This is a genomic window from Pseudomonas sp. PvP009 (assembly GCF_017832995.1).
GTDB lineage: Bacteria > Pseudomonadota > Gammaproteobacteria > Pseudomonadales > Pseudomonadaceae > Aquipseudomonas > Aquipseudomonas syringae.
In genome coordinates this window covers 3,811,429-3,832,571 of the sequence record NZ_JAFIBG010000001.1, presented here as the reverse complement: position 1 = coordinate 3,832,571, position 21,143 = coordinate 3,811,429, and the positions used below count along the sequence as shown (strand labels likewise).

The window sequence follows — 21,143 nt, the reverse complement described above, 5'->3', positions numbered from 1 at the left end:
CTCCCTGCACACTTTTTATCAGCTGCACGAATTCCTGACGTCCGATAGGTTTAATCGACGTGTATGAACAGGCGCAGTGTTTTTATTAATGTGCTGGCAGAGATACCATTACTTTATATGTTCGCAAATAGCAGATCGCTATCTGGAGTGATTAAGGACTGAGCTTACGCTGGGCTAATAAAAATCTTACGAATGGGCTGGATATTTCCCACGGAAATAGAACGTTCAGCGGCGGGTACCAGCAATCGTCAGGGTTCGCCATGCCTGATTAATAAACACGACGAATAGACAGGCGCAGGAAGTTATCGATTCGGTCGAGCCTGTCGATCAACCGCCCCCGAGTACCACACTCAGCGCATTGCGCGCATCGTCCAGTTGCACCAGTGAAGCGTGGCGTGCGCCCAGTGCGTCGCGGTTCTGGATGGCGGTGAGGATCGCCTTGTGGCGTGGCATGGCCAGTTCGTGCAGGTTGGGACGCTTGTTGGAGTATTTGAGCGCTTCGCGCAACGCCAGTGACAGCATGTTGCACAAGTGCGCCAGCAGGTCGTTGTGGGTGGCGTCGGCGATGCGGCTGTGGAAGTCGAGGTCGGGTTGCAACAGGTCTTCCGGCGTCGGCGCAGCTTCCATGCGCAGATAGGCTTCGTGGATCGACTCGATCTCTGCGTCAGTGGCATGCTGCGCGGCCAGTGCGGCAACCGCTGGCTCGATGACCGCGCGTACGCTGGTCAGCAGATGGAAGAACTCATTCTGCGGCGAGCTTTGCATGACCCAGTGCAGCACGTCCGGGTCCAGCAGATGCCATTCGCGGCGCGCCTTGACTACCGTGCCCACACGCGGACGCGAATAAACCAGACCCTTGGCCACCAGAACCCGTGTCGCTTCGCGCAGGACCGGGCGGCTGACGGCGTACTCTTCGCAGAGCAGCGCTTCGGCAGGCAGCTTTTCGTCAGGCTTGAAACGGCCGGATACGATCTGCATGCCCAGTTCCTGGACGATACGGGCGTGCATGCTTTTTCGGTCGGAAGGCTTTCGATAATCCATGGGAACGCTGGTCGGTCCTGGCGGTAATTGCTGGGCATCATACCATTGCGTAACACTTGCGGCGGCTGCCTGAGTCAGGCAAACCGCCGCTTTTGTCAGTGCGAGTGGCGGGGCACTTCGGAGCCTCTGCAACCGACCAGGAAGTCGAAATCACAGCCCTGATCCGCCTGCATCACCCGGTCTACGTACAGCTGGCGATAGCCACCCAGCAGCAATTGAGGCGGAGCCTGCCAGTCGGCGAGGCGCGCAGCCAGTTCGGCTTCCGGGATGTCCAGATGCAGACGCCCGCCAGCGCAGTCCAGCTCGATCCAGTCGCCTTCCTTGACCACCGCCAGCGGTCCGCCCGCTGCGGCTTCCGGCGCCACATGCAGAACCACTGTGCCGTAAGCCGTGCCGCTCATGCGCGCATCGGAAATGCGCACCATGTCAGTCACGCCCTGCGCCAGCAGCTTGGCTGGCAAGCCCATGTTGCCGACCTCGGCCATACCCGGATAGCCCTTGGGGCCGCAGTTCTTGAGCACCATGACCGAGTTGGCATCGATGTCCAGATCCGGATCGTTGATTCGCGATTTATACATCTCGAAATTCTCGAACACCACTGCGCGGCCACGGTGCTGCATCAGTGCCGGCGTCGCGGCCGAGGGCTTGAGCACGGCACCCAGCGGCGCGAGGTTGCCGCGCAGCACGCAAATCCCGCCGTCGGCGCGGATCGGGTTGTCCAGCGCGCGGATCACCTGATCTTCACCATAGATCGGTGAGTTGCAGGTGTTTTCACCGATGCTCTTGCCATTGACGGTCAAGGCATCCGGGTTGGGCAGCAGCCTGGCTTCGTTCATGCGGCGCAACACGGCGGGCAGGCCGCCGGCGTAATAGAATTCTTCCATCAGGAAGCGCCCCGACGGTTGCAGGTCGACAATCGTCGGCATGCCACGGCCCATGCGTGACCAGTCATCCAGGTCCAGATCGACGCCGATACGTCCGGCGATGGCTTTCAAGTGGATGACTGCGTTGGTCGAGCCACCGATGGCCGCGTTGACCCGGATGGCGTTTTCGAAAGCGGCCTTGGTGAGAATCTTCGACAGGCGCAGGTCTTCGCGGACCATGTCGACGGCCCGCATGCCGGACATGTGCGCCAGCACGTAACGCCGCGAATCCACCGCCGGAATGGCCGCGTTGTGCGGCAGAGAAGTGCCCAGCGCTTCAGCCATGCAGGCCATGGTCGAGGCCGTGCCCATGGTGTTGCAGGTGCCTGCCGAGCGCGACATGCCGGCTTCTGCGGAGAGGAATTCATCAAGGCTGATGGTCCCGGCCTTGTAGGACTCGTGCATCTGCCAGACGATGGTGCCGGCGCCGATGTCCTTGCCTTCATGCTTGCCGTTGAGCATCGGTCCGCCGGTGACGACGATGGCGGGGATGTCGCAACTGGCAGCCCCCATCAACAGAGCAGGGGTGGTCTTGTCACAGCCGGTCAACAGCACGACCCCGTCGATGGGGTTGCCGCGAATCGCTTCTTCAACGTCCATGCTGGCCAGGTTGCGGGTGAACATAGCGGTAGGGCGCAGGTTGGATTCGCCGTTGGAAAACACCGGAAACTCCACCGGCCAGCCGCCTGCTTCGATCACGCCACGTTTGACATGCTCGGCGATCTGCCGGAAATGCGCGTTGCAGGGGGTCAACTCCGACCAGGTATTGCAGATGCCGATGATCGGCTTGCCCTGAAACTGGTGGTCGGCAATGCCCTGATTCTTCATCCAGCTGCGGTACATGAAGCCATTCTTGTCGGCAGTGCCAAACCACTGGGCAGAACGGAGGGTCGGTTTTTTATCGGAGTCAGACATGATCGGCTCTCTTATTGTAAGACTTAATGGCGATACTGCTGGCTAAGGTAAGCCTAAAAAACGCGTATTGGAAGAGTTGTCAGTTTAAATAGTATTACTATATAGTCGTTCGTAGACGAGGGATCATCCTGGCGCATGTACAGCGTTATTCAGCACCCAGGCACAGAGGCGATCCCCGCAGGTTCCATAACAAAAACAATGGGAGACCGCCTACATGAGCCAGGAACTGCGGCTTATACGCCGCATCACGCTGAAACTGATTCCTTTCCTTATTCTGCTGTACCTGATCGCTTATGTAGACCGCTCTGCCGTAGGCTTTGCCAAGCTGCACATGGGCGCAGACATCGGTATCGGCGACGCCGCCTACGGGCTGGGTGCCGGACTGTTCTTCATCGGTTATTTCCTGCTGGAGATCCCCAGCAACCTGATGCTCGAGCGTTTCGGCGCACGCCGCTGGTTCGCGCGGATCATGATCACCTGGGGCGCGATCACCATCGGCATGGCCTTCGTCCAGGGGCCGCACAGCTTCTACGTGATGCGGTTTCTGCTGGGCGCTGCCGAGGCGGGCTTCTTCCCCGGTGTGCTGTACTACATCACCCAGTGGTTTCCGGTGCGCCATCGCGGCAAGATCCTTGGCCTTTTCATCCTCTCGCAACCCATCGCCATGATGATCACCGGGCCCGTTTCCGGTGGTTTGCTGGGCATGGACGGCATACTCGGCCTGCATGGCTGGCAGTGGCTGTTCATCGTCATCGGCACGCCGGCGATTCTGCTGACCTGGCCGGTGCTGCGCTGGTTGCCGGATGGCCCGCAGCAGGTCAAATGGATGGACCAGGCCGAGAAGGACTGGCTGACCGGTGAGCTGAAAAAGGATCTTGAAGAGTACGGCCAGACTCGTCACGGCAATCCGTTGCATGCCCTGAAAGACAAGCGTGTGTTGCTTCTGGCGCTGTTCTACCTGCCGGTGACCTTGAGCATCTACGGTCTGGGCCTCTGGCTGCCGACGCTGATCAAACAGTTCGGTGGCAGTGACCTGACCACCGGCTTCGTGTCGTCGGTGCCGTACATTTTCGGCATCATCGGTCTGCTGATCGTGCCGCGCAGTTCCGACCGCCTCAACGACCGTTACGGGCATCTGGCCGTGCTGTATGTACTGGGCGCCATCGGCCTGTTCTGCAGCGCCTGGCTGACCATGCCGGTGGCGCAGCTGGCTGCATTGTGCGTCGTGGCGTTCGCACTGTTTTCCTGCACGGCGGTGTTCTGGACCTTGCCAGGACGGTTCTTTGCCGGTGCCAGTGCCGCAGCCGGTATCGCGCTGATCAATTCGGTCGGCAACCTGGGCGGCTACATCGGTCCGTTCGTGATCGGTGCGTTGAAGGAAATCACCGGCAGCCTGGCATCGGGCCTCTATTTCCTGTCGGGCGTCATGGTCTTCGGGCTGCTGCTGACCGGCATCGTTTATCACGTGCTGGAGCGCAAGCATGTGCTGCCAGTGTCCGACTTCGCGGCGAGTGCCAAGGCGAGATAGGTTTTCAGCGGCCCATTATCTGAAAGGAGAATTTCATGCGGTTAGTACAGTTTGAATTGAGCGACGGTCAGCGTCGGGTCGGTCTGGTCGACGGTGACCAGGTGCGTGAGGTCCAGGGCGTCGAGAGTGTTCGCGAGCTGGCGCTGGCGGCGATCGAGGCGGGTTCGGCTCTGGCGCATCAGGTCGAGCAGCGGGGCGTTGGCGAAACGCATGACTATTCACAGTTGCTTGAGGAGCTGCGGATCCTGCCGCCGCTCGACCATCCTGATCCGGCGCACCTGCTGGTCAGTGGCACCGGGCTGACCCATCTGGGCAGTGCGTCGGCACGCGACAAGATGCACCAGCAGTCCGGCGACGAAGCCTCGATGACCGATACCATGCGTATCTTCAAATGGGGCGTCGAAGGCGGCAAGCCGGCGGCGGGGCAGGCCGGTGTTCAGCCCGAGTGGTTCTACAAGGGTGACGGCAGCATTGTCGTGCGCCCCGGACATTCGTTTTCGTTGCCGCCCTTTGCCGAAGACGGCGGGGAAGAGCCCGAGCTGAGCGGCCTGTACGTCATCGGTCATGACCGCAAGCCTTATCGCCTGGGCTTCGCCATCGGTAACGAATACTCCGATCACGTCATGGAGCGTCGCAACTACCTGTATCTGGCGCATTCGAAACTGCGCGCCTGTTCGTTCGGGCCGGAGTTGCGCGTGGGCGACTTGCCACAAAGCCTGTCGGGCACCAGCCGGGTCTGGCGCGATGGCAAGGTGCTTTGGGAGAAAGAGTTCCTCAGTGGCGAAGCGAACATGTGCCACAGCCTGGAAAACCTCGAATACCACCACTTCAAGTACGCACAGTTCCTCAGGCCCGGTGACGTGCATGTGCATTTCTTCGGCACCGCGACCCTGTCGTTTGCCGATGGCGTGCGCACACAGCCTGGCGATCGTTTCGAGATCAGTCAGGCCGAGTTCGGTAAGCCGCTGGTCAATGGCCTGGCACCGAGCGAGCCAGTGTTCCAGCCGGGCGGCATCGGCAAGCTGTAATCACAAACGCGCCGTACCTGTTTGATTGCCCACCGTACCAGCGCTCGGCGCTGGTACGGCTCTACTTGCGCGCCGACTGTATCTGCGCCTGCCTTTTGCCCTATCATTCGCGCTTTTGCTGGCCGGATGAATTTCATGACTACCACACCCACCACACTGCTCGCCGCACTCGAAGCCTCCACCATGCTGGAAATCGACGGTCTGCACGCCTGGGATTTCTCTCTGGGCGAGGAACTGAACGTCGAATGTATGGACGGCCGCGAGCGCAAGGTATGGCGCTTCACCAAGGCGCAAGTCGAGGCTGCGACCTTCGATGAGTCCCTGCAAAGCTGGGTGATCAATGACGGCAACGCCGATCACCGGATCATCTGCCTGGATGCCTTTACCCCCTCCGATGAAGATGATTCTGCGCAGGATTGAGTAAATGCGGGCTGGCGCTGTCATAGACCCCGACAGTGCCGTAACAGGCATCAATAACTTCGATAACAAGGGATGCCCCCATGCCCCATAAATTTCTGCCGTGGCTGGCGATTGCCAGTGCCATGAGCGCATTTACCCTGCAGGCCCAAGCCATGCCCGATACTGAATTGCTGATAGGTTCCTACACGCAAGGCAAGAGTGAAGGGATCTATCGTTTTGCCTTCGACAGCAAAACCGGGATGATCGATGCCAAGCCGTTGCAAGTGGTCAAGGCCGAAAACCCGTCCTGGCTGACCGTCTCCAGAGACCAGCGCTATCTGTTCGCGGTCAATGAAAACGGCCCCGGACAAAAAGACGTGGTCGGTAAGGTCAGCAGCTTTGCGATCGACCCGAAAACCCGTCAGATCACGCCGATCAACCAGGTTCAAAGCCGCGGTGAAGAACCGACGCACTCCAGCCTGAGCTATGACGGTCGCTACCTGTTCGTAGCCAACTATGCGGTAAACCCTGACCCGGGCGGCGCGCTGACCGTGGTGCCGGTGGGCAAGGACGGCACGTTGAGCGAAGCCGTTCAGGTGCTGCCGCTGGGGCCTGGAAGCAAGGTCAACAGTGAGCGGCAGATGTCGTCGCATGTGCACCTGGCCGTACCGACCCCGGATGACAAGTACGTGGTGACTGCCGACCTGGGCGCTGACAAGCTGTTCGTGTATCACTACGACGCAAGCCAGGCCAAGCCGTTGCAGCCAGCCAAGGTACCGTTCGTGCAGTTGCCGGGCGGTTCCGGACCCCGTCATACCCTCTTCAGTGGCGATGGCAAACATGCCTGGCTGGTACTGGAGATGACGGCTCAGGTGGCGGTGTTCGACTACCATGACGGCGCCTTCAAGCAGACCCAACTGGTCGACATGAAGAACAAGGGCGTGGAAGAGAAAAACGGTGGTGGCGCCTTGCACACTTCACCGGATGGCAAGTTTCTGTACGTGACCAATCGGGGTGACGCGAATCAGGTTGTGGTGTTCCGCATCGATCAGGCCAGCGGCAAGCTTGAAGAAATTCAGCGTCGTTCCCTGGAAGGCAAGGAGCCCCGCGAGTTCGCATTCGATCCGACTGGCCAGTTCATGCTGTTCGCCAATCAGAAGAGCAACCAGATCGTGACCGTTCGCCGTGATCCGCAGAGCGGGAAGATCGGTGAAACGGTACAGAAATTCGATGCAGATGCACCTTCTTACCTGCGTTTTCTGACTGACAAGTAAGCCGCCCCGGCTCCAGCCCTTACGATATAAGGGCTGGAGCCGTTATCATTCTTGATGATATGGGTTAGTGCTACAAAAGATTTCTGCTGAACCACCCTCGGGCGTAAGTTTGAGTCACGGCCATAACGGTCAGGACTTCAAACCAGCGTAAAGACAGACAAGAGGGGTGACCGACATGAATTTCAATCTTTTCTCCATCATCGCTGCATCTGCTATCTCGGCAAGCGTCGCTCTCCCGGCCAGCGCCAGTGTCGAAGTGAACGACAAGAAAGCCCACGCCGCTCAGACCTACACTGCGACCTATACAACCAAATACCTGCAACAGAGCGCTAATTTCTACGCAGCGCTGGACCACAAATCCGCCCAGTGATTGATCAGCCGTCACGCTTTCGCGAGCATGTTCGCCCACACAGGTCCCTGCGACTTACTGCCCAATGCGTGGCAGACCATGCACGGAATGTCAGGCGAGCCTGTTCGCGAAAGCGCTGGTGGCGGCACATCCACGCCTGGAAACGAGGCTTCTGCCCAGCGGGCGTAGGAGCGAACTTGTTCGCGAAGGCGGTACTTCGGGCGCTACATTTTCTCTGAATTTAACGTCCCTTTCGCGAACAAGCGAAGCGTCGCCCGGTCCGCTCCTACGCCCTCCCGGGCAGAATCAAAAGCTGGAGACTGCCAGGCGAGCCTGTTCGCGAAAGCGCTGGTGGCGGCAACATTCAAGAGCGGACGCAGAGCGTCCAGAACGGCATTCCCTCGCGGTGCGTGAGGAACGACAACCAACTGCCGTGCCTCACGTTCCGCGTCACAGGTCTCTCAGTGCCCCACCTCGATGGTGCTCAATCCATTGCCCTGACGACGCACCCTGATCTGCACCGGGATTCGTTCGTGCATTTCCTGGACGTGGGAAATCACGCCGACCTTGCGACCCTGCGCCTGCAGGCCGTCGAGGGCGTCCATCGCCAGTTGCAGTGACTCCGGGTCGAGGCTGCCGAAGCCTTCGTCGATGAACAGTGACTCGATGCGCAAGGTGCTGGATGCCATCGAGGCGAGGCCCAGCGCCAGTGCCAGCGAGACAAGGAAGGTTTCCCCGCCGGACAGCGAATGAACCGAGCGCAGTTCGTCGCCCATTTCCGTGTCCATGACCAGCAGACCGAGCATGCTGCCGCCGCGTTTCAGGCGGTAACGGCGCACCAGTTGCCTGAGCTGCGCATTGGCGTGGTGGACCAGCAGATCCAGGTTGTAGGCCTGGGCGATTTTGCGAAACCTGTCGCCTTCTGCCGAGCCGATCAACGACGCCAGACGTGCCCAGCGCAGGTATTCGCTGTTGGCATCGGCGATGCGCGCCTGCAGTTCGCTGTTGGCGTTGCGGCGACGCTGATCTTCACTGAGCTCGGCACGCAGGTCGGCGCAGTGCTGCTCACTGAGCGCCGACTGTTCATGGGCCTGTTGCAGCGCTGCCGCCAGTTGCGCACTGTCGGTCAGATCACTGTGTTGCGCCTGATGCTGTTGCAGGCGCTGATCGCGTTCCAGCTGCAACACTTTTGCCTGTTCCAGCGCCTTGTCGGTGCTGCTCAATTGCACACGCAGTTGCTCGACATGCGCATCGTCGTAGGTCAGCAACGTATCCAGCGCGCTGTCGTCGAGCTGCGGATGCTGAGCGCGCCATTCGCTGATCTGTACATCAAGTTCAGCCAGTTCCTGTTGCAGGGCCTGCTGCTGTTGCTGTCCGGACTTGAGTTCGGCAGCCAGTTGAATCAGTTGATTGTGGATGTCCTGCAGCGCCTGCGCTGCCAGACTTTCTGCCTGTCTGGCCTGCTCGATGGTTTGCTCCAGCGCCTGCTGCCATTGCTCTGCGCTCGCGTGCTCGCCCAGCAGACCGGCAAGCGTCTGCTGACTGTTCTGCCGTTGCTCGCCGAGTCGGGTGACTTCCTGCGCCAGTTCGGTCTGGCGATGCACGCGAGTCTGCTGCTCGACCTGCTGCTTCTCGATCTTCTGCTGGCGCTCGGTTTGCTCTTGCTGCTCTTCGTGTTGCTGCTCCAGTTGATCGAGACGCTGGGTCACCTGCTGTTCGAGCTGCAGCACGGTCGCTGATGCATCACCGCGCAGCCCTTCAAGCACCTGCGACGATACCAGCGGCGTGAATGCCGTCAGTTCTTCTTCCAGTCGCTGCCCGTCGGCCTCCAGTTGCTTGAGCTGCTCGGCAACATGACCCGCAGCGGTCTGGCTGGCTTCGGTCGCTGCCTGAAGCTGCTGCTGCAGGCGGGCAGCGTCTTTTTGCAGGGCCAGCAAGGCTTGCTGACGTTGCTCGTCACGGCTGATGACTTCGCTCAGTTGACTCAATTGCTGGCTCAACCAGCCGTCGCGCTTGTCGGCGTCGCGGTCGAGCAATTGGGCGGCGAGGGGATGTGACTCCAGGTCCGGTGCCAAAGCCTGATGGCGCGCGGTGAGCTGCTCATGCTGGCGCAGCAGCTCTTTCTGCCGGGCGATCACGCCGCCGACCTGTTCACGCAATTGATTGCGTTGCTCGGTCAGTACGTCCACGGCTTTCTGCGCGTTGGCCTGCTCGTTGTCGTCGTGTTGCGTGAGGCTTTCGAGCAGCGCCTCCGGCTGATGCCAGGGGTGTTCGATGCTGCCGCAGACCGGGCAGGGCTGGTCGTCCTGCAACTGCACGCGCAACTCCTCGACACTGGCGCTGCGGGCCAGGCGTTGGCGCTCCAGCAGTTGCCGGGTGACGGTCAGGGTCTGCTCGGCGACGGTCAGTTCATCACGAACGCGAAGGCCTTCGCTGTTGAGCTGTTCGCGTTGCTGCTGGGCGCTCTGCTGTTGCTGGGTGAGGTCGGCAAGCTGCCGGTCGACGTCCTGCTGACTGGCCCACAGACGGGCCAGCTCCTCGAAGGCACGCTGCTGTTTGCGGTTGTCCTGCAACAGGCTGCCGAGAATTTGCACCTGCTCGGTCACTGCCTCCACTTCGCAATCGGCTTCGCGGTACAGCAACTCCAACGCGCTGCGTTGCTCGGTCAACTGCTGATCGGCAGCGTTGGCACGTTGCTGCAGCGCAGGCAGCTCACTGTGGCCGTGCTTGAGACGATTGGCGATCAGCGTGAGGGACTTCAGGCGGTCACGCCACGCGTTCCAGGCCTGAGCCAGTGGCGCCAGTTCGCTGCTGTGCTGCAGTTGCCCGGCAATACGCTCAAGACGTTGCGCTACCTGCTGTTGCTGATCGAGCAGGGTTTGCAGGCTGGTCTGGCCCTGAACGCAGAGCTGCTCGCTTTGCTGGTGCAGGTCGGACGCCTTGGCCAGTTCCTGGGCCAGGTGATTCAGGGTGTTCTGTGCTTCGAAAGCCTGCAGCAACAGCGGTTTGGCGCTGCTGTGCGCTTGCTGGGCGTCCAGCAGGCTGGTCTGCGCCTGAGTACGGCGGCTTTCCAGCTGTTGCTGCTGGTCGTGCAGCGAGGTCTGCTGTTGCTGATACTGGCGAATCTGTTCAGCCAGCGGATCAAGCTGAGCATTCAACGTGACCCGACGCGCGAAGCGATGGCGCTGCGGGCCCAGGCGCTCAAGCTGGCCGAGGGTCTGGCGTGCTCCGCTGTGGTCGTCCCAGGCCTGTTGCGCACTGTTCAGGGCTTCCTGGGCAGCGAGCTGTTCGTCACGCAGGCGGTGCAGCTCGGTCAGCCACTGCTGTTTGATTTCCAGTTGCCGTTGCTGTGTCTGATGGGCCTTGAGCTGCTGCTGCGCGTCGCTCAGGCGTTGTTCCAGTTCAGCCAGCAGTTCCGGGGCCAGCGGGATGATGTTGCTGGCCTGCGCGGTCAGGGTTTTCAGGGCGTCTTCGGCTTCCTTGCTTTTGCTGTAGGCGCGCCGACCGAGCTGGCTGTAGATCGCGGTGTTGGTGAGCTTTTCCAGCAGTTCGCTGCGTTCCTTGTCATCTGCCTTTAGGAACGCGCTGAACTCGCTCTGGGCAAGCATCACGGCGCGGGTGAACTGTTCGAAGTTCAGGCCCAGGCGGTTTTCGATCAGTTGCTCGAATTCGCGTTTGCTCTGGTTGCTGAGGATTTGCTCACTGTCCAGATCGGTGAGGGTCTGGCGGCTGGCCTGCAGCTTTTTAGTGGCATTGTCGCGCGCGCGATTGGTTTCCCAGCGCGCGCGATAACGCCGCTGATCGATGCCGATGAAGTCCACCTCGGCGTAACCGCTGCCCGTGCCGCGGCGCAGCAGGGTACGTGGGTCGCTGGTGGTGATGTCGCCGTCGATGTCCGGGACCTTGGACTGACCGATATTGCTCAGCCGCGGAATCGCGCCGAACAGCGCCAGGCACAGGGCATCGAGCAGCGTGCTTTTGCCCGCGCCGGTTGGGCCGGTGATGGCAAACAGTCCGGCGCTGGCCAGCGGCTCGGCAGTGAAATCGATTTCAAAGGGGCCGGCCAGCGAGGCCAGGTTTTTCAGGCGAATGGCGAGGATTTTCATGGTTGCTCGCTCTCCTGCTGGACTTCACGCAGCAGCGTGGCGAAATCGGTCAGCGTCTGTTCGTCGACCTCGCTGCCGAAGTTGTCCTGCCAGGCACGGCTGAACAGTTCCTGAGGCGTAAGCTGGTCCAGCTCAATCAGCGTGGCGTCACCCTCGCTGCCGTCCGCGCTGCCCTTGCCGGCGTATTCGGCACCGATGCGTACCAGCCGCACAGCCTTGCCCTGTAGGGCGTTTTCGATCTGGTTGCGCAGGTCCGGCTGGGGTTCATCCAGGCGCACGCGCACTTCCAGCCATGGCTGGCGATCCGGGTCGGCAAGCAGGTCGATGTCCGGCAACGCCTTGAGCTGCACCAGCAAGTCGGCCAGCGGCGCAGGCCCGAGGCGCTGCAGATTGACGGCGCGAGGGATCAGCAGCGGCTCGACACTGGTCAGCGTCTCGCCGTCGCAATTGATTTCCAGAATCTGGTGCTGATAGCTGATTTCCGAAAAGGACAGCGGGATCGGCGAGCCGCTGTAGCGAATGCGCTCTTCGCCGTTGACCCGCTGCGGTTTGTGCAGATGGCCCAGCGCAACATAGGTGATGCTCGGCCCGAACAGGCTGGCCGGCAGCGCTTCGGCGTTGCCGATGATCAGGCTGCGCTCGGAGTCTTCCGAGACCGAGCCACCTGCCATGTGGGCGTGACTGATGGCTATCAATGCCTGACCGGGCTGGCGCTTGAGGTCAGCCGCCGCGATCAGTAGCTCATGCACCCGGCCGATGCCACGCAGGTAGTCATCGCCCAGGGTCGGGCCGGTGACCTCGGCGGGACGCAGAAAGGGCAGCGCCAGGCACCAGGCCTTGATGTCGCCATTGGCGTCCGGCAACGGCAACAGCAGGCGTTCGGCATCCAGCACGCCATCGTCCAGCCACATCACCCGGCCCAGCGCGTGGGTGCGCAAGCGGCGCATCAGCGGGGCGGGAAGTTCGATACGCGAGCCGGAGTCGTGGTTGCCGGCGATCATCACGATGGTCAGCAAGGGTTGCTGTTCGTGGGCGTTGACGATGAAGTCGTACAGGCGCTCCTGCGCTTTGACCGGCGGGTTGACGGTGTCGAAGATGTCGCCCGCGATCAACAGTACATCCGGTTTACGGTCGGCCAGACGGGCCAGCAGCCAGGTCAGAAAGCAGGCGTGTTCGAAATCCCGCTCCTGGCCGTGCAGGTTCTGACCCAGGTGCCAGTCAGAGGTGTGAAACAGACGCATTGGTTTACCTTGTCGTATAGGGGTGTTGCCTGAGCTGCATCATTTGGGATACAGCGGCGGCAACCCGGCATCACCTGCCGGGTCCTGAATATGTTCGGCGGCGGGCAGCTTGCGCACCGCGCGCCAGAGGTCCTCGCCCAGCCACAGCTTGCCGGTTTCGCTGTAAAGCGCACCGTTGAGACCGTCCAGAGCATCGGACAGCGGCACGAAACGCGCGGCCATTTCGGCCAGGGTTTCCGGCTGCTGACGTGCCCAGGCGTCGAGCGCCTGACGGGTGCCCTGCGGGTCGTTGGCCAGGCAGGCGCGCTTGAGGTCATCGAGTACGGTACGCGGGCTGGGCCCGGTCTGCACGGCCCGGGCGATTGCCGGCTGTCCACGGGCGCGCCACCACAGGCCGAAACCGAGCAATGTTGTGCAGACCAGCAGCAAGGTGCTCATCTGCCACGGCCAGACTGGCGGGCCGATTACGGTCACGCCGTTTGTGTCGTTGTTCACCGGCGTGTCCACCGCCAGACCCGGGTTGACGCTGATCTGCAGGGTGCGCGCGGGCAGGCTGCTGTGCTCCAGATGATCTTCGCGGGTATTCCACCAGGTCACTTCAACCGCAGGCAGGTCGATTGCGCCGGCGCGGGCGGGCACCAGGGCCTCGCGTTCTTCGCGCGTGCCGATCAGGCCGCGCTCGCTGGGCAGGTTGCGCAGTTGTGGCTGATCCGGGTAACGCCGCAGGCCGGGTACTTCTGTGGGCGGCAAGGGGGGCAGCTGCGCGCCGGCCAGCCCTTCGGCCTTGAGCGTCAGGGTGCGGGTCAGCGAATCGCCGACCTGCGTAGTGCCGGGTTCCGGGCTCCAGTTTTCTTCCAGATTGATACTGCGTGCCGGCAGCCAGGCGACATCGGCCGGGTAGTCGGCAGGCTTGGGCTTGACGGTCAACGGCACTTCGGCGGACTTGACCCGCACCGACCGGCCCGGCTGCGGGCCGAACGGATTGGCGTCCTGGGCTTGCGCACCCTCGGCAGGCGTCTGCACCAGCGTTGCACTGAACACTTGCGCCGGTATCTTCAGCACGCCGCTCTGCTGCGGGTAGATCGCGTAGCGTGTCTCGATCACCCCGTGGCGCACGCCGTTGATCAGCTTTTCGTAGGTGCGCGAATCACCCAGTTTTTCGACCCGCGCGTCCGGCACTTGCAGCGGGCTCAGGCTACTGTCGTCGAACAGTGACACCGAGTGGTAAACGCGCAGGGTCAGCACGGCCTGAGCCTGAACATACACGCTGTCCTGATCCAGGCTCGCTTCGATGAAGATCGATGCCAGATGGTTGCTTTGTTCCTGGGGCTCGCTCTGCAGGACCTGCAGGGTCAGCGGCTGGCTTTTCAGCTCGCCCAGTTGCAGCGACGGAATCAACACGCTTCCGGTCTCGCGGGGCAGCAGGGTCACGATCCAGCGCGTGGTGGCCTGGCTGCTGCCATCCAGAGTTTTCAGGCTGTTGAGCTGACGTGTGTCACGCACCTCGAAACTGCTTTCCAGCGCGCTCATGTCCGGCTTGCCGAACTGCGTCACATCGTCGGTTTCCAGCGTCAGCTCGACGGTCTCCCCGGCGTTGAGGCGCGTGCGGTCAACGCTGGCGGTCAGTTGCGCAGCCTGCAGCGATAAGGTGACCAGGCTTAGCAGCAGGCCGATCAATAAGGTGTACACGCGACTCATCGGGTCTTTTCCTGATGTTGCTGTTCGTAGCGAAATTTGCGCCGCAACAGTTCGCCCGGGTCATCCGGAATCTGCCTCAGCCACTGCTCCAGTTCCTGACGCCGCTCGCCGGTCATGGGGCTGTCGGCGGACTGTAGCGCAGGACGGGTGGTCTGTTCGTCGTCGGTCGACTCGCCCGCGGTGGCCTGGCCGCTGTTGTCCGGCGGCAGGCTTTCGCTGGTGCCGGGTTGATCCGATCGGGACGGATTCTGCTCGGCGGGCGATGCGCTGCTATTGGGGTCTTGCGACGCCTGCTGACCTTCTTCGCCCTGATCGGCCTTGTTCTGTTCATCCTGGGCAGGCTTCTGCTCATTGGCCTGATCCAGCAGGCTTTGCACCAGCGCCCGATTGGTTTGCGCTGCAGGGAAATCGGGCTGTCGGTCCAGGGCCTGCTCGTAGGCATCCAGTGCCGCTGCCAGCTCGCCGCTGCGGGCCAGGGCATTGCCACGATTGTAGTGGTCGGCGGCGCTGTTGCCTTCGGCAAACTGCCGGGCGGCGCTGGCGTAGTCTTGCGCCTGGTACAGCGCCACGCCTTTCCAGCGCGAGTCTTCGAAGCGCTGCGCTGCCTCGGCTGGACGATGCTGTTCCAGCAGTCGCTGGCCCTGTTGATCGGGACGCAGCCAGAGGTCCTGAAACTCGAACGCCTGGCTGTTCTGCGGAAACATGAACATCAGCGGCAGGCAGAACAGCCAGCCGCGCCGGCCGGCCAGTGCCGCGATCAGCAACAGCGGCAGCAGCAACCAGTGGCCCTGGTCAGCCCAGGTGTCGAGTTGCACGACCTGGCCGTCGCGGCTCATGTGTCGAGGGCTGGCCAGCAGACCGAGGCTGCGCAAGTCTTCTTCATCGCCGCGTGCCTGACGATAGCTGCCGCCGACCTGATCGGCGAAGTCGTTGAGGCTGGTACTGTCCAGACGCGGCACCAGAATCGCACCCTGATCATCCTTGAGCAGGCTGCCGTTTTCCTGCGTGACCGGCGCGCCTTCGGCCGTGCCGACCCCGAGAATCAACAGCGGCGGCGATTTTCCGCGCAATGCGGCGCGGATGCCCTGACGTTCCTGTTCGCTCAGCGACGAGGTGATCAACAGTATCCGCCCCTGACCCAATGCGCCCTGTTTGAGCAGGTGCAGCGCTTTCTGCACAGCCAGATCGGCGCGCTGGCCGGTCACCGGCATGATCGACGGTCTGATGGCTTCCAGCAGGTTGTGGCTGGTGACCAGATCATCGGACAGCGGCACCAGGGTGTGTGCGCTGCCTGCATAGACAACGATGGCGGTCTGCGCATCGCTGCGTTTTTGCAACAGGTCCAGCAGCTTGCGTCTAGCCTGTTCCAGGCGGGTAGGGGGCGTATCGGTGGCGAGCATCTGCGGGGTGAGTTCGAGAATGACCACCAGCGGATCGACCGGCTTCTGGCTGATCTGTTCGACGCGCTGCCAACTGGGGCCCAGCAAGGCGAAAAGGGCCAGCAACCAGGCGAGCCCCAGCGCGACCCATGGCAGTTTGCTGTTGCTGCCGCGCCCACCGTTGAGCAACACCTCATGAAAGTGAGTGGGCAGCAGCATTTGCCAGCGTCCGGCGCGTTTCTGCCGGCGCCAGAGTCGCCAGATCAGCAGCGCCAGCAAGGGCGTGATCAGCAGCCATTCCGGGCGAAACCAGTGCGGCCAGAGCCCGCTGATCATCGCGACCTCCACAGGCTTTTGCAGCGCTCTCGCCAGTTAATAGAACGCACCGCCGTCAGCAGGCGTTGCACTGCGTTGTTCGGCCACAACTCACGCAGCACCAGCAGCACACTCAATAGCAGCGCTGTCGCCAGTGGCCATTGATAAAGTGCTTGCGCCGGGCGCGCCTGGGTGGGCTGCTGTGCGACCGGCTCCAGGGCATCGAGGGTGGCGCGGATTTTTTCCAGCTGGTCGCCATCGCGCGCGCGGAAATACTGGCCACCGCTGAGGCTGGCGATTTCCTTGAGCGTCGGTTCGTCCAGATCAAGGCTGGGGTTGAGGCCCAGCACGCTTTGCAGCGCGTCCTTGTCCGGGTCCGAGCCGATGCCGATGGGGTAGATTTTTACGCCTTCTTCGGCAGCCAGCCGTGCGGCGGTGATCGGATCGATCTGACCGGCGTTGTTGGCGCCATCGGTGACCAGCACCAGCGCACGACTGGTGGCCGGACGCATACGCAGACGTTTCAGGGCCAGGCCGATGGCATCGCCTAGTGCGGTGTTTTTGCCGGCAATGCCTATCCTCGCCTCGTCGAGCCAGACCCGCACGGTGCGGCGGTCATAGGTCAGTGGTGCCTGGACAAACGCCTGGCTGCCGAACAGGATCAGGCCGACCCTGTCGCCCTTGCGGCCTTCGAGAAAGTCACCGAGCAGTTGTTGCACCAGCACCAGCCGGCTGACTTCATCGCTTTTCCATTGCATGTCCGGGTAGTCCATAGAGCCGGACACGTCGACCGCCACCAGCAGGTCGCGGCCACTGGCAGCCACCGGCAGTGGCTCGCCCAGCCATTGCGGTCGCGCTGTGGCGATCAGCAGCAACAGCCAGATCAACAGAAACGGCGCACGCTGTCTCCACACCGGTAGGTTGGCTTTGGCGCGGCGACCGCTCAGGCCTTCGAGTTCACTGAGAAAGCTGACCTTGAGCGCCGGCTCGCCACTGTCGGCCATGGGCAGCAGGGCGCGCATCAGCCATGGCAATGGCAGCAGGGCGAAGACCCACGGCCAGGCGAACTCAAACATGTTTGCGGATCCAGGTATCGACCGCCTGAGTCAGGCCGGTGATGGCCTTGTCGTCCAGTTTGCACTCGGGCTTGTACGCGCCTTCGACCAGAATCATCCAGCGCGTCAGGCCGGCAGCCGGGCAGCGGTTGTCGAGGAACGCCAGCCATTTGCGGCCGTTGAGGGTATGGCTCTGGCTGTGCGGGTAATGGTTACGGCACAGGCGTTTGAGCAGGCCGTTGATCTGCTGCAGCCAGGCACCGGCCGGCGCGCCGTCGTAGGGTTTCGGCAGGCTGGCCAGTTCCGCCAGCGCGGCGAGGCGAACCGGGTCCAGCGGCTGTTCGCTGCGCACTTTGCGGGCCTTGACCGGCAGCAGTTTGCGCAAGCGCCACAGGCCCCAGCCTGCCACGGGGATTAGCAACAGCAGCAGCCACCAGCCCGGCGCGAGCGGCCAGAAGCCGACGGCTTCGGGCGCAATCAGCGGCTCCAGCTGATCGAGGGGATTCATTTGCGCTTCACCGGACGACGCGCACTGAGGTATTCGCGCAGTTGTTCGACGAGCTCCGCCTGGGTGCTCAATGGCATGAGCAATACCCGCAGCTTCTGCGCCAGCAACTCCCAACGCGCCGTGCGCTCCTCGCCCTGTTGCCGGTAGGCGCGGCGCAGTTCAGGGTTGAGGGTGTCGATCTCCAGTTGCGCGCCGCGTTCGGCAAAACGCAGCAAACCGGCAGCGGGCAGAGCCCGGTCCAGCGGGTCGGACAGCGGCAGCAACAGCAGGTCGCTGTGGCGAGACAGCAGGCTCAGTTGTTGTTCTGCGGCATCGGACAGGGCGCGCTCGTCGCACAGGACGATGACCAGACTGCCGGGGCGCAGCACTTCCCGCGCGCGACGCAGCGCAGTACCGAACGCATCGCGGTCTGGCGGAATCTCGGTATGCAGCGACTGATTGACCCGTACCAGCCGGTTGAGCAACTGCAGCAGGCTTTGTTTGCTGCGTCGCGGCTTGATCTCGTAGTGTTCGTTATCGCCAAACACCAACCCGCCGACCCGGTCGTTGTGTTCCAGCGCCGCCCAGCCGATCAGCGCGGCCGCCTGAGCCGCGAGTACCGACTTGAACATCAGGCCGGAGCCGAAGAACAGCCGTTGGCTCTGTTCCACAAGAATGAAAATGGGCCGTTCGCGTTCCTCATGGAACAGTTTGGTGTGCGGCTCCTGCGTGCGTGCCGTCACGCGCCAGTCGATGCTGCGCACGTCGTCACCGGCCTGATAGACCCTTACCTGATCGAAGTCCACGCCACGTCCGCGCAGCTTGGAATGGTGCAGGCCGATCAGCGGGCTGCGCTGGCTTGGGGTGGAAAACAGCTGCACTTCCCGCACCCGATGACGCATCTCGATCAGCTCGCTGAGGCTGACGCGGATGCCCGACTGGGGGATCAGGTAGGGTTGCATGGGGTCAGGCGACGGCCACGACGTCGAGGATGCGCTGAATCACGCGATCCTGATCGATACCGGCAGCTTCGGCCTCGAACGACAGAATGACCCGGTGGCGCAAGACATCGAACAGCACCGCCTGAATGTCTTCGGGGCTGACGAAGTCGCGTCCGGCCAGCCAGGCATGCGCACGGGCGCAGCGGTCCAGCGAGATGGAGCCCCGCGGGCTGGCACCGTAGGCAATCCATTCGGCCAGTTCCGGGTCGAACTTGGCCGGGGTACGGGTGGCCATGACCAGTTGCACCAGGTATTCCTCGACCGCATCGGCCATGTACAGGCCAAGGATTTCCTTGCGTGCGGCAAAAATCGCCTGCTGGCTGACGCGGCGCTCCGGCTTGGTTTCGCCATTCAGGGCTTCGCCACGCGCCTGTTGAAGGATCTTGCGTTCGACGGCGGCATCCGGGAAGCCGATCTTGACGTGCATCAAAAAACGGTCGAGCTGGGCTTCTGGCAGCGGGTAGGTGCCTTCCTGCTCGATAGGGTTCTGGGTCGCCATGACCAGAAACAGCGGCGACAGGTCGTAGGTGCTGCGCCCGACACTGACCTGGCGCTCGGCCATGGCTTCGAGCAACGCCGACTGGACCTTGGCCGGCGCACGGTTGATTTCGTCGGCCAGCACCAGATTGTGGAAGATCGGCCCTTGCTGGAACACGAAGCTGCCGGTTTCCGGGCGATAGATTTCCGTACCGGTGATGTCGGCAGGCAGCAGGTCGGGGGTGAACTGAATGCGGTGGAACTGGGCTTCGATACCTTCTGCCAGCTCCTTGATGGCCTTGGTCTTGGCCAGGCCGGGAGCGCCTTCGACCAGCATGTGGCCATCGGCAAGCAGGGCAATGAGCAGACGTTCGATCAGCTTTTCCTGGCCAAGGATCTGCGTTGAAAGAAAAGTTCGCAGCGCAATCAGCGCTTCACGATGTTCCATCGGTGACGGTTCCTGGCAGGGCGAACAGCTGTGTCTGACGACTGCTGAGCTGGGGGCGATACTTTAATCCATCCAGGCAGGTATCGACTAACGACTCCCGCGTTTTTTATTGCATTTAAAGAAGTGCCTGTCATTTATGCAGGTATTGTCCTACGTGATCTATGGGGGGCCATGTAGGAAGGTTGGCTCTGGCTCCCGGAGCCACGGCGTCAGAGTCGATAGAAGCTCGCCGCGTTCTCCCACAGCGCCTGACGAGCGCCGCTTTCGCCCAGTGCGTCGATCAACAGCTCGATATCGTCGGGCCGGAAGGGGCGGGGGGCGCGGGTCGACGGCAGGTCGGTGCCGAACATCAGGGCATTCGGGTTGGCGGCGTGGATATCCCTGAGGGCCTCGCGCACCGGAAAGTCCACTCGCCCGAAACCACAGGCCTTGATCCGTACACCGCGCTCGGCAAGGCGCAGGACCACGGGCAGCCCTTCGGCACTCAGCCCCAGGTGATCGATGCTGATGGCCGGGAGTTTGCGCAGGCGTGTTTCGATGGGCGCCAGTTCCCGCGAGTCGATGTACAGCTCGGAGTGCCAGCCTGCGCGTTCATGGACACGCACGGCCAGTGCCTCCAGCTGGTCGAGCTGCTCCGAGCCGCCGCGCTTGAGGTTGAAGCGCAACGCACGCACGCCTGCCGCGTTCAGGGTGTCCAGCTCTGCATCGGTGACGCTGGCGGGCAATTGCGTGACACCGACGAAACCCGGTCCCAGCAGGCGCAGCGCCTGAAGCAGATAGCCCTGATCAAAGCCCTGAAAGGAGCCGGACACCACCGCACCGCCGTGAACGCCCAGCGGCTGGACCGTCGCAAGGTAGTCAGCGACACCGAACGGCTCCGGCAGATAGCCGTTATTGGCGATCAGCGGGAAATGCGGGTCGATGATGTGGCAGTGGGCGTCGAAAATGCGGTTCATGACACACTCCTGTTCGGCGAAGTGCTCACTCTAGCGCTTTTTTGATCATCAACTGATTGTGCTGGTGTAATTACCGACGTTTTCGAGAATGATCTGTAACGTCTGGTGAACGTCCTGCAACTCGCCTGCATCGGTGGCGTGGAGAATTTCATACTGATGGTGGCCATCGAGCTGCTTGGCGTCCTGCGCGTCGATTTCCACCAACAGGCGCTCGGCACTGAAGGTGACCTTCAGGCTGGACACGTTCAGTGACTTGTCGTCGCTGACGGTGATTTCCACTTCGTTCTCGTCCGGGAAACGGGTCAGGGAAAACAGCATGCCGTTTTCTGCGTGGCAGCAGAGCAGCGCCATATCGTCGTATTCGTCGTCGCACGGGTTGGCGATGAGGCTGGCGGTCTTGATTTGCATGGGTGGCTCCGGGTCTGTCCAGGTAAGGCGTGAGTGAATTTTGCCAGTCCCGGGCAAATAATGTCGGGCGATATTGGCACCATCGTACGCAGTGTATCGCGACCTGATGACCGAA

The 21,143-nt window shown here is 62.0% G+C and carries 17 protein-coding genes; 5 read left to right on the top strand and 12 right to left on the bottom strand.

Going from position 1 to position 21,143, the window contains the following annotated elements; translation table 11 throughout:
• Window positions 1-327 precede the first annotated feature (327 nt).
• Together JOE29_RS16165 and JOE29_RS16160 are read right to left on the bottom strand one after the other, a co-directional pair.
• On the bottom strand, window positions 328-1,041 hold the full coding sequence (locus JOE29_RS16165; protein WP_003318617.1) for a FadR/GntR family transcriptional regulator: 714 nt from the start codon (window positions 1,039-1,041) through the stop codon (window positions 328-330).
• Window positions 1,042-1,136: 95 nt separating this feature from the next.
• Window positions 1,137-2,879 carry an IlvD/Edd family dehydratase gene (locus tag JOE29_RS16160; protein WP_003318618.1) on the bottom strand — a complete coding sequence of 581 codons (1,743 nt, stop codon included), beginning with the start codon at window positions 2,877-2,879 and terminating at the stop codon, window positions 1,137-1,139.
• A 214-nt stretch (window positions 2,880-3,093) separates the two neighbouring features.
• Between JOE29_RS16160 and JOE29_RS16155 the strand changes: the two genes are divergently transcribed.
• The 5 genes from JOE29_RS16155 (at window position 3,094) to JOE29_RS16135 (ending at window position 7,478) form a co-directional block, all read left to right on the top strand.
• Window positions 3,094-4,407 (top strand): MFS transporter, encoded by a 1,314-nt coding sequence (locus tag JOE29_RS16155; RefSeq protein ID WP_024959156.1) that lies wholly within the window; start codon window positions 3,094-3,096, stop codon window positions 4,405-4,407.
• A gap of 35 nt (window positions 4,408-4,442) precedes the next feature.
• Window positions 4,443-5,435, top strand: coding sequence for an AraD1 family protein (gene araD1, locus JOE29_RS16150; protein WP_004418549.1), 993 nt, complete (start codon window positions 4,443-4,445; stop codon window positions 5,433-5,435).
• A gap of 135 nt (window positions 5,436-5,570) precedes the next feature.
• On the top strand, window positions 5,571-5,855 hold the full coding sequence (locus JOE29_RS16145) for a DUF5629 family protein (protein ID WP_003390727.1): 285 nt from the start codon (window positions 5,571-5,573) through the stop codon (window positions 5,853-5,855).
• Window positions 5,856-5,935: 80 nt separating this feature from the next.
• Entirely contained in the window at window positions 5,936-7,108 is a 1,173-nt protein-coding gene (locus JOE29_RS16140; RefSeq protein WP_044311705.1) for a lactonase family protein, read from the top strand.
• 175 nt (window positions 7,109-7,283) lie between these two features.
• Window positions 7,284-7,478, top strand: a complete 195-nt coding sequence (locus JOE29_RS16135) for a hypothetical protein (RefSeq protein ID WP_003390722.1) — start codon at window positions 7,284-7,286, stop codon at window positions 7,476-7,478.
• A 440-nt stretch (window positions 7,479-7,918) separates the two neighbouring features.
• On the opposite strand, the gene JOE29_RS16130 is transcribed toward JOE29_RS16135, so the two are convergent.
• The 10 genes from JOE29_RS16130 to JOE29_RS16085 form a co-directional block, all read right to left on the bottom strand.
• Complete coding sequence (locus JOE29_RS16130) at window positions 7,919-11,563, bottom strand: AAA family ATPase (protein ID WP_210079698.1); 3,645 nt, start codon at window positions 11,561-11,563, stop codon at window positions 7,919-7,921.
• On the bottom strand, window positions 11,560-12,804 hold the full coding sequence (locus JOE29_RS16125; protein ID WP_003406534.1) for an exonuclease SbcCD subunit D C-terminal domain-containing protein: 1,245 nt from the start codon (window positions 12,802-12,804) through the stop codon (window positions 11,560-11,562). The genes JOE29_RS16130 and JOE29_RS16125 overlap by 4 nt, the downstream gene beginning before the upstream one ends.
• Before the next feature lie 39 nt (window positions 12,805-12,843).
• Window positions 12,844-14,502 (bottom strand): BatD family protein, encoded by a 1,659-nt coding sequence (locus tag JOE29_RS16120; RefSeq protein WP_024665158.1) that lies wholly within the window; start codon window positions 14,500-14,502, stop codon window positions 12,844-12,846.
• Window positions 14,499-16,217, bottom strand: a complete 1,719-nt coding sequence (locus JOE29_RS16115; protein WP_137983422.1) for a VWA domain-containing protein — start codon at window positions 16,215-16,217, stop codon at window positions 14,499-14,501. Before JOE29_RS16115 ends, JOE29_RS16120 begins: the two co-directional genes overlap by 4 nt.
• The gene (locus JOE29_RS16110; protein WP_024665156.1) at window positions 16,214-17,272 is read right to left on the bottom strand and encodes a VWA domain-containing protein; all 1,059 of its coding nucleotides are present in this window, start codon (window positions 17,270-17,272) and stop codon (window positions 16,214-16,216) included. The genes JOE29_RS16115 and JOE29_RS16110 overlap by 4 nt, the downstream gene beginning before the upstream one ends.
• Entirely contained in the window at window positions 17,265-17,759 is a 495-nt protein-coding gene (locus JOE29_RS16105; RefSeq protein ID WP_003415732.1) for a DUF4381 domain-containing protein, read from the bottom strand. The genes JOE29_RS16110 and JOE29_RS16105 overlap by 8 nt, the downstream gene beginning before the upstream one ends.
• Window positions 17,756-18,700, bottom strand: coding sequence for a DUF58 domain-containing protein (locus JOE29_RS16100; RefSeq protein ID WP_210079697.1), 945 nt, complete (start codon window positions 18,698-18,700; stop codon window positions 17,756-17,758). The genes JOE29_RS16105 and JOE29_RS16100 overlap by 4 nt, the downstream gene beginning before the upstream one ends.
• Before the next feature lie 4 nt (window positions 18,701-18,704).
• Complete coding sequence (locus tag JOE29_RS16095; RefSeq protein WP_003342804.1) at window positions 18,705-19,664, bottom strand: MoxR family ATPase; 960 nt, start codon at window positions 19,662-19,664, stop codon at window positions 18,705-18,707.
• Between the two features lie 209 nt (window positions 19,665-19,873).
• The gene (locus tag JOE29_RS16090) at window positions 19,874-20,620 is read right to left on the bottom strand and encodes an amidohydrolase family protein (RefSeq protein WP_003318879.1); all 747 of its coding nucleotides are present in this window, start codon (window positions 20,618-20,620) and stop codon (window positions 19,874-19,876) included.
• A 48-nt stretch (window positions 20,621-20,668) separates the two neighbouring features.
• Entirely contained in the window at window positions 20,669-21,028 is a 360-nt protein-coding gene (locus JOE29_RS16085) for a hypothetical protein (protein ID WP_210079696.1), read from the bottom strand.
• Between the last annotated feature and the right edge of the window lie 115 nt (window positions 21,029-21,143).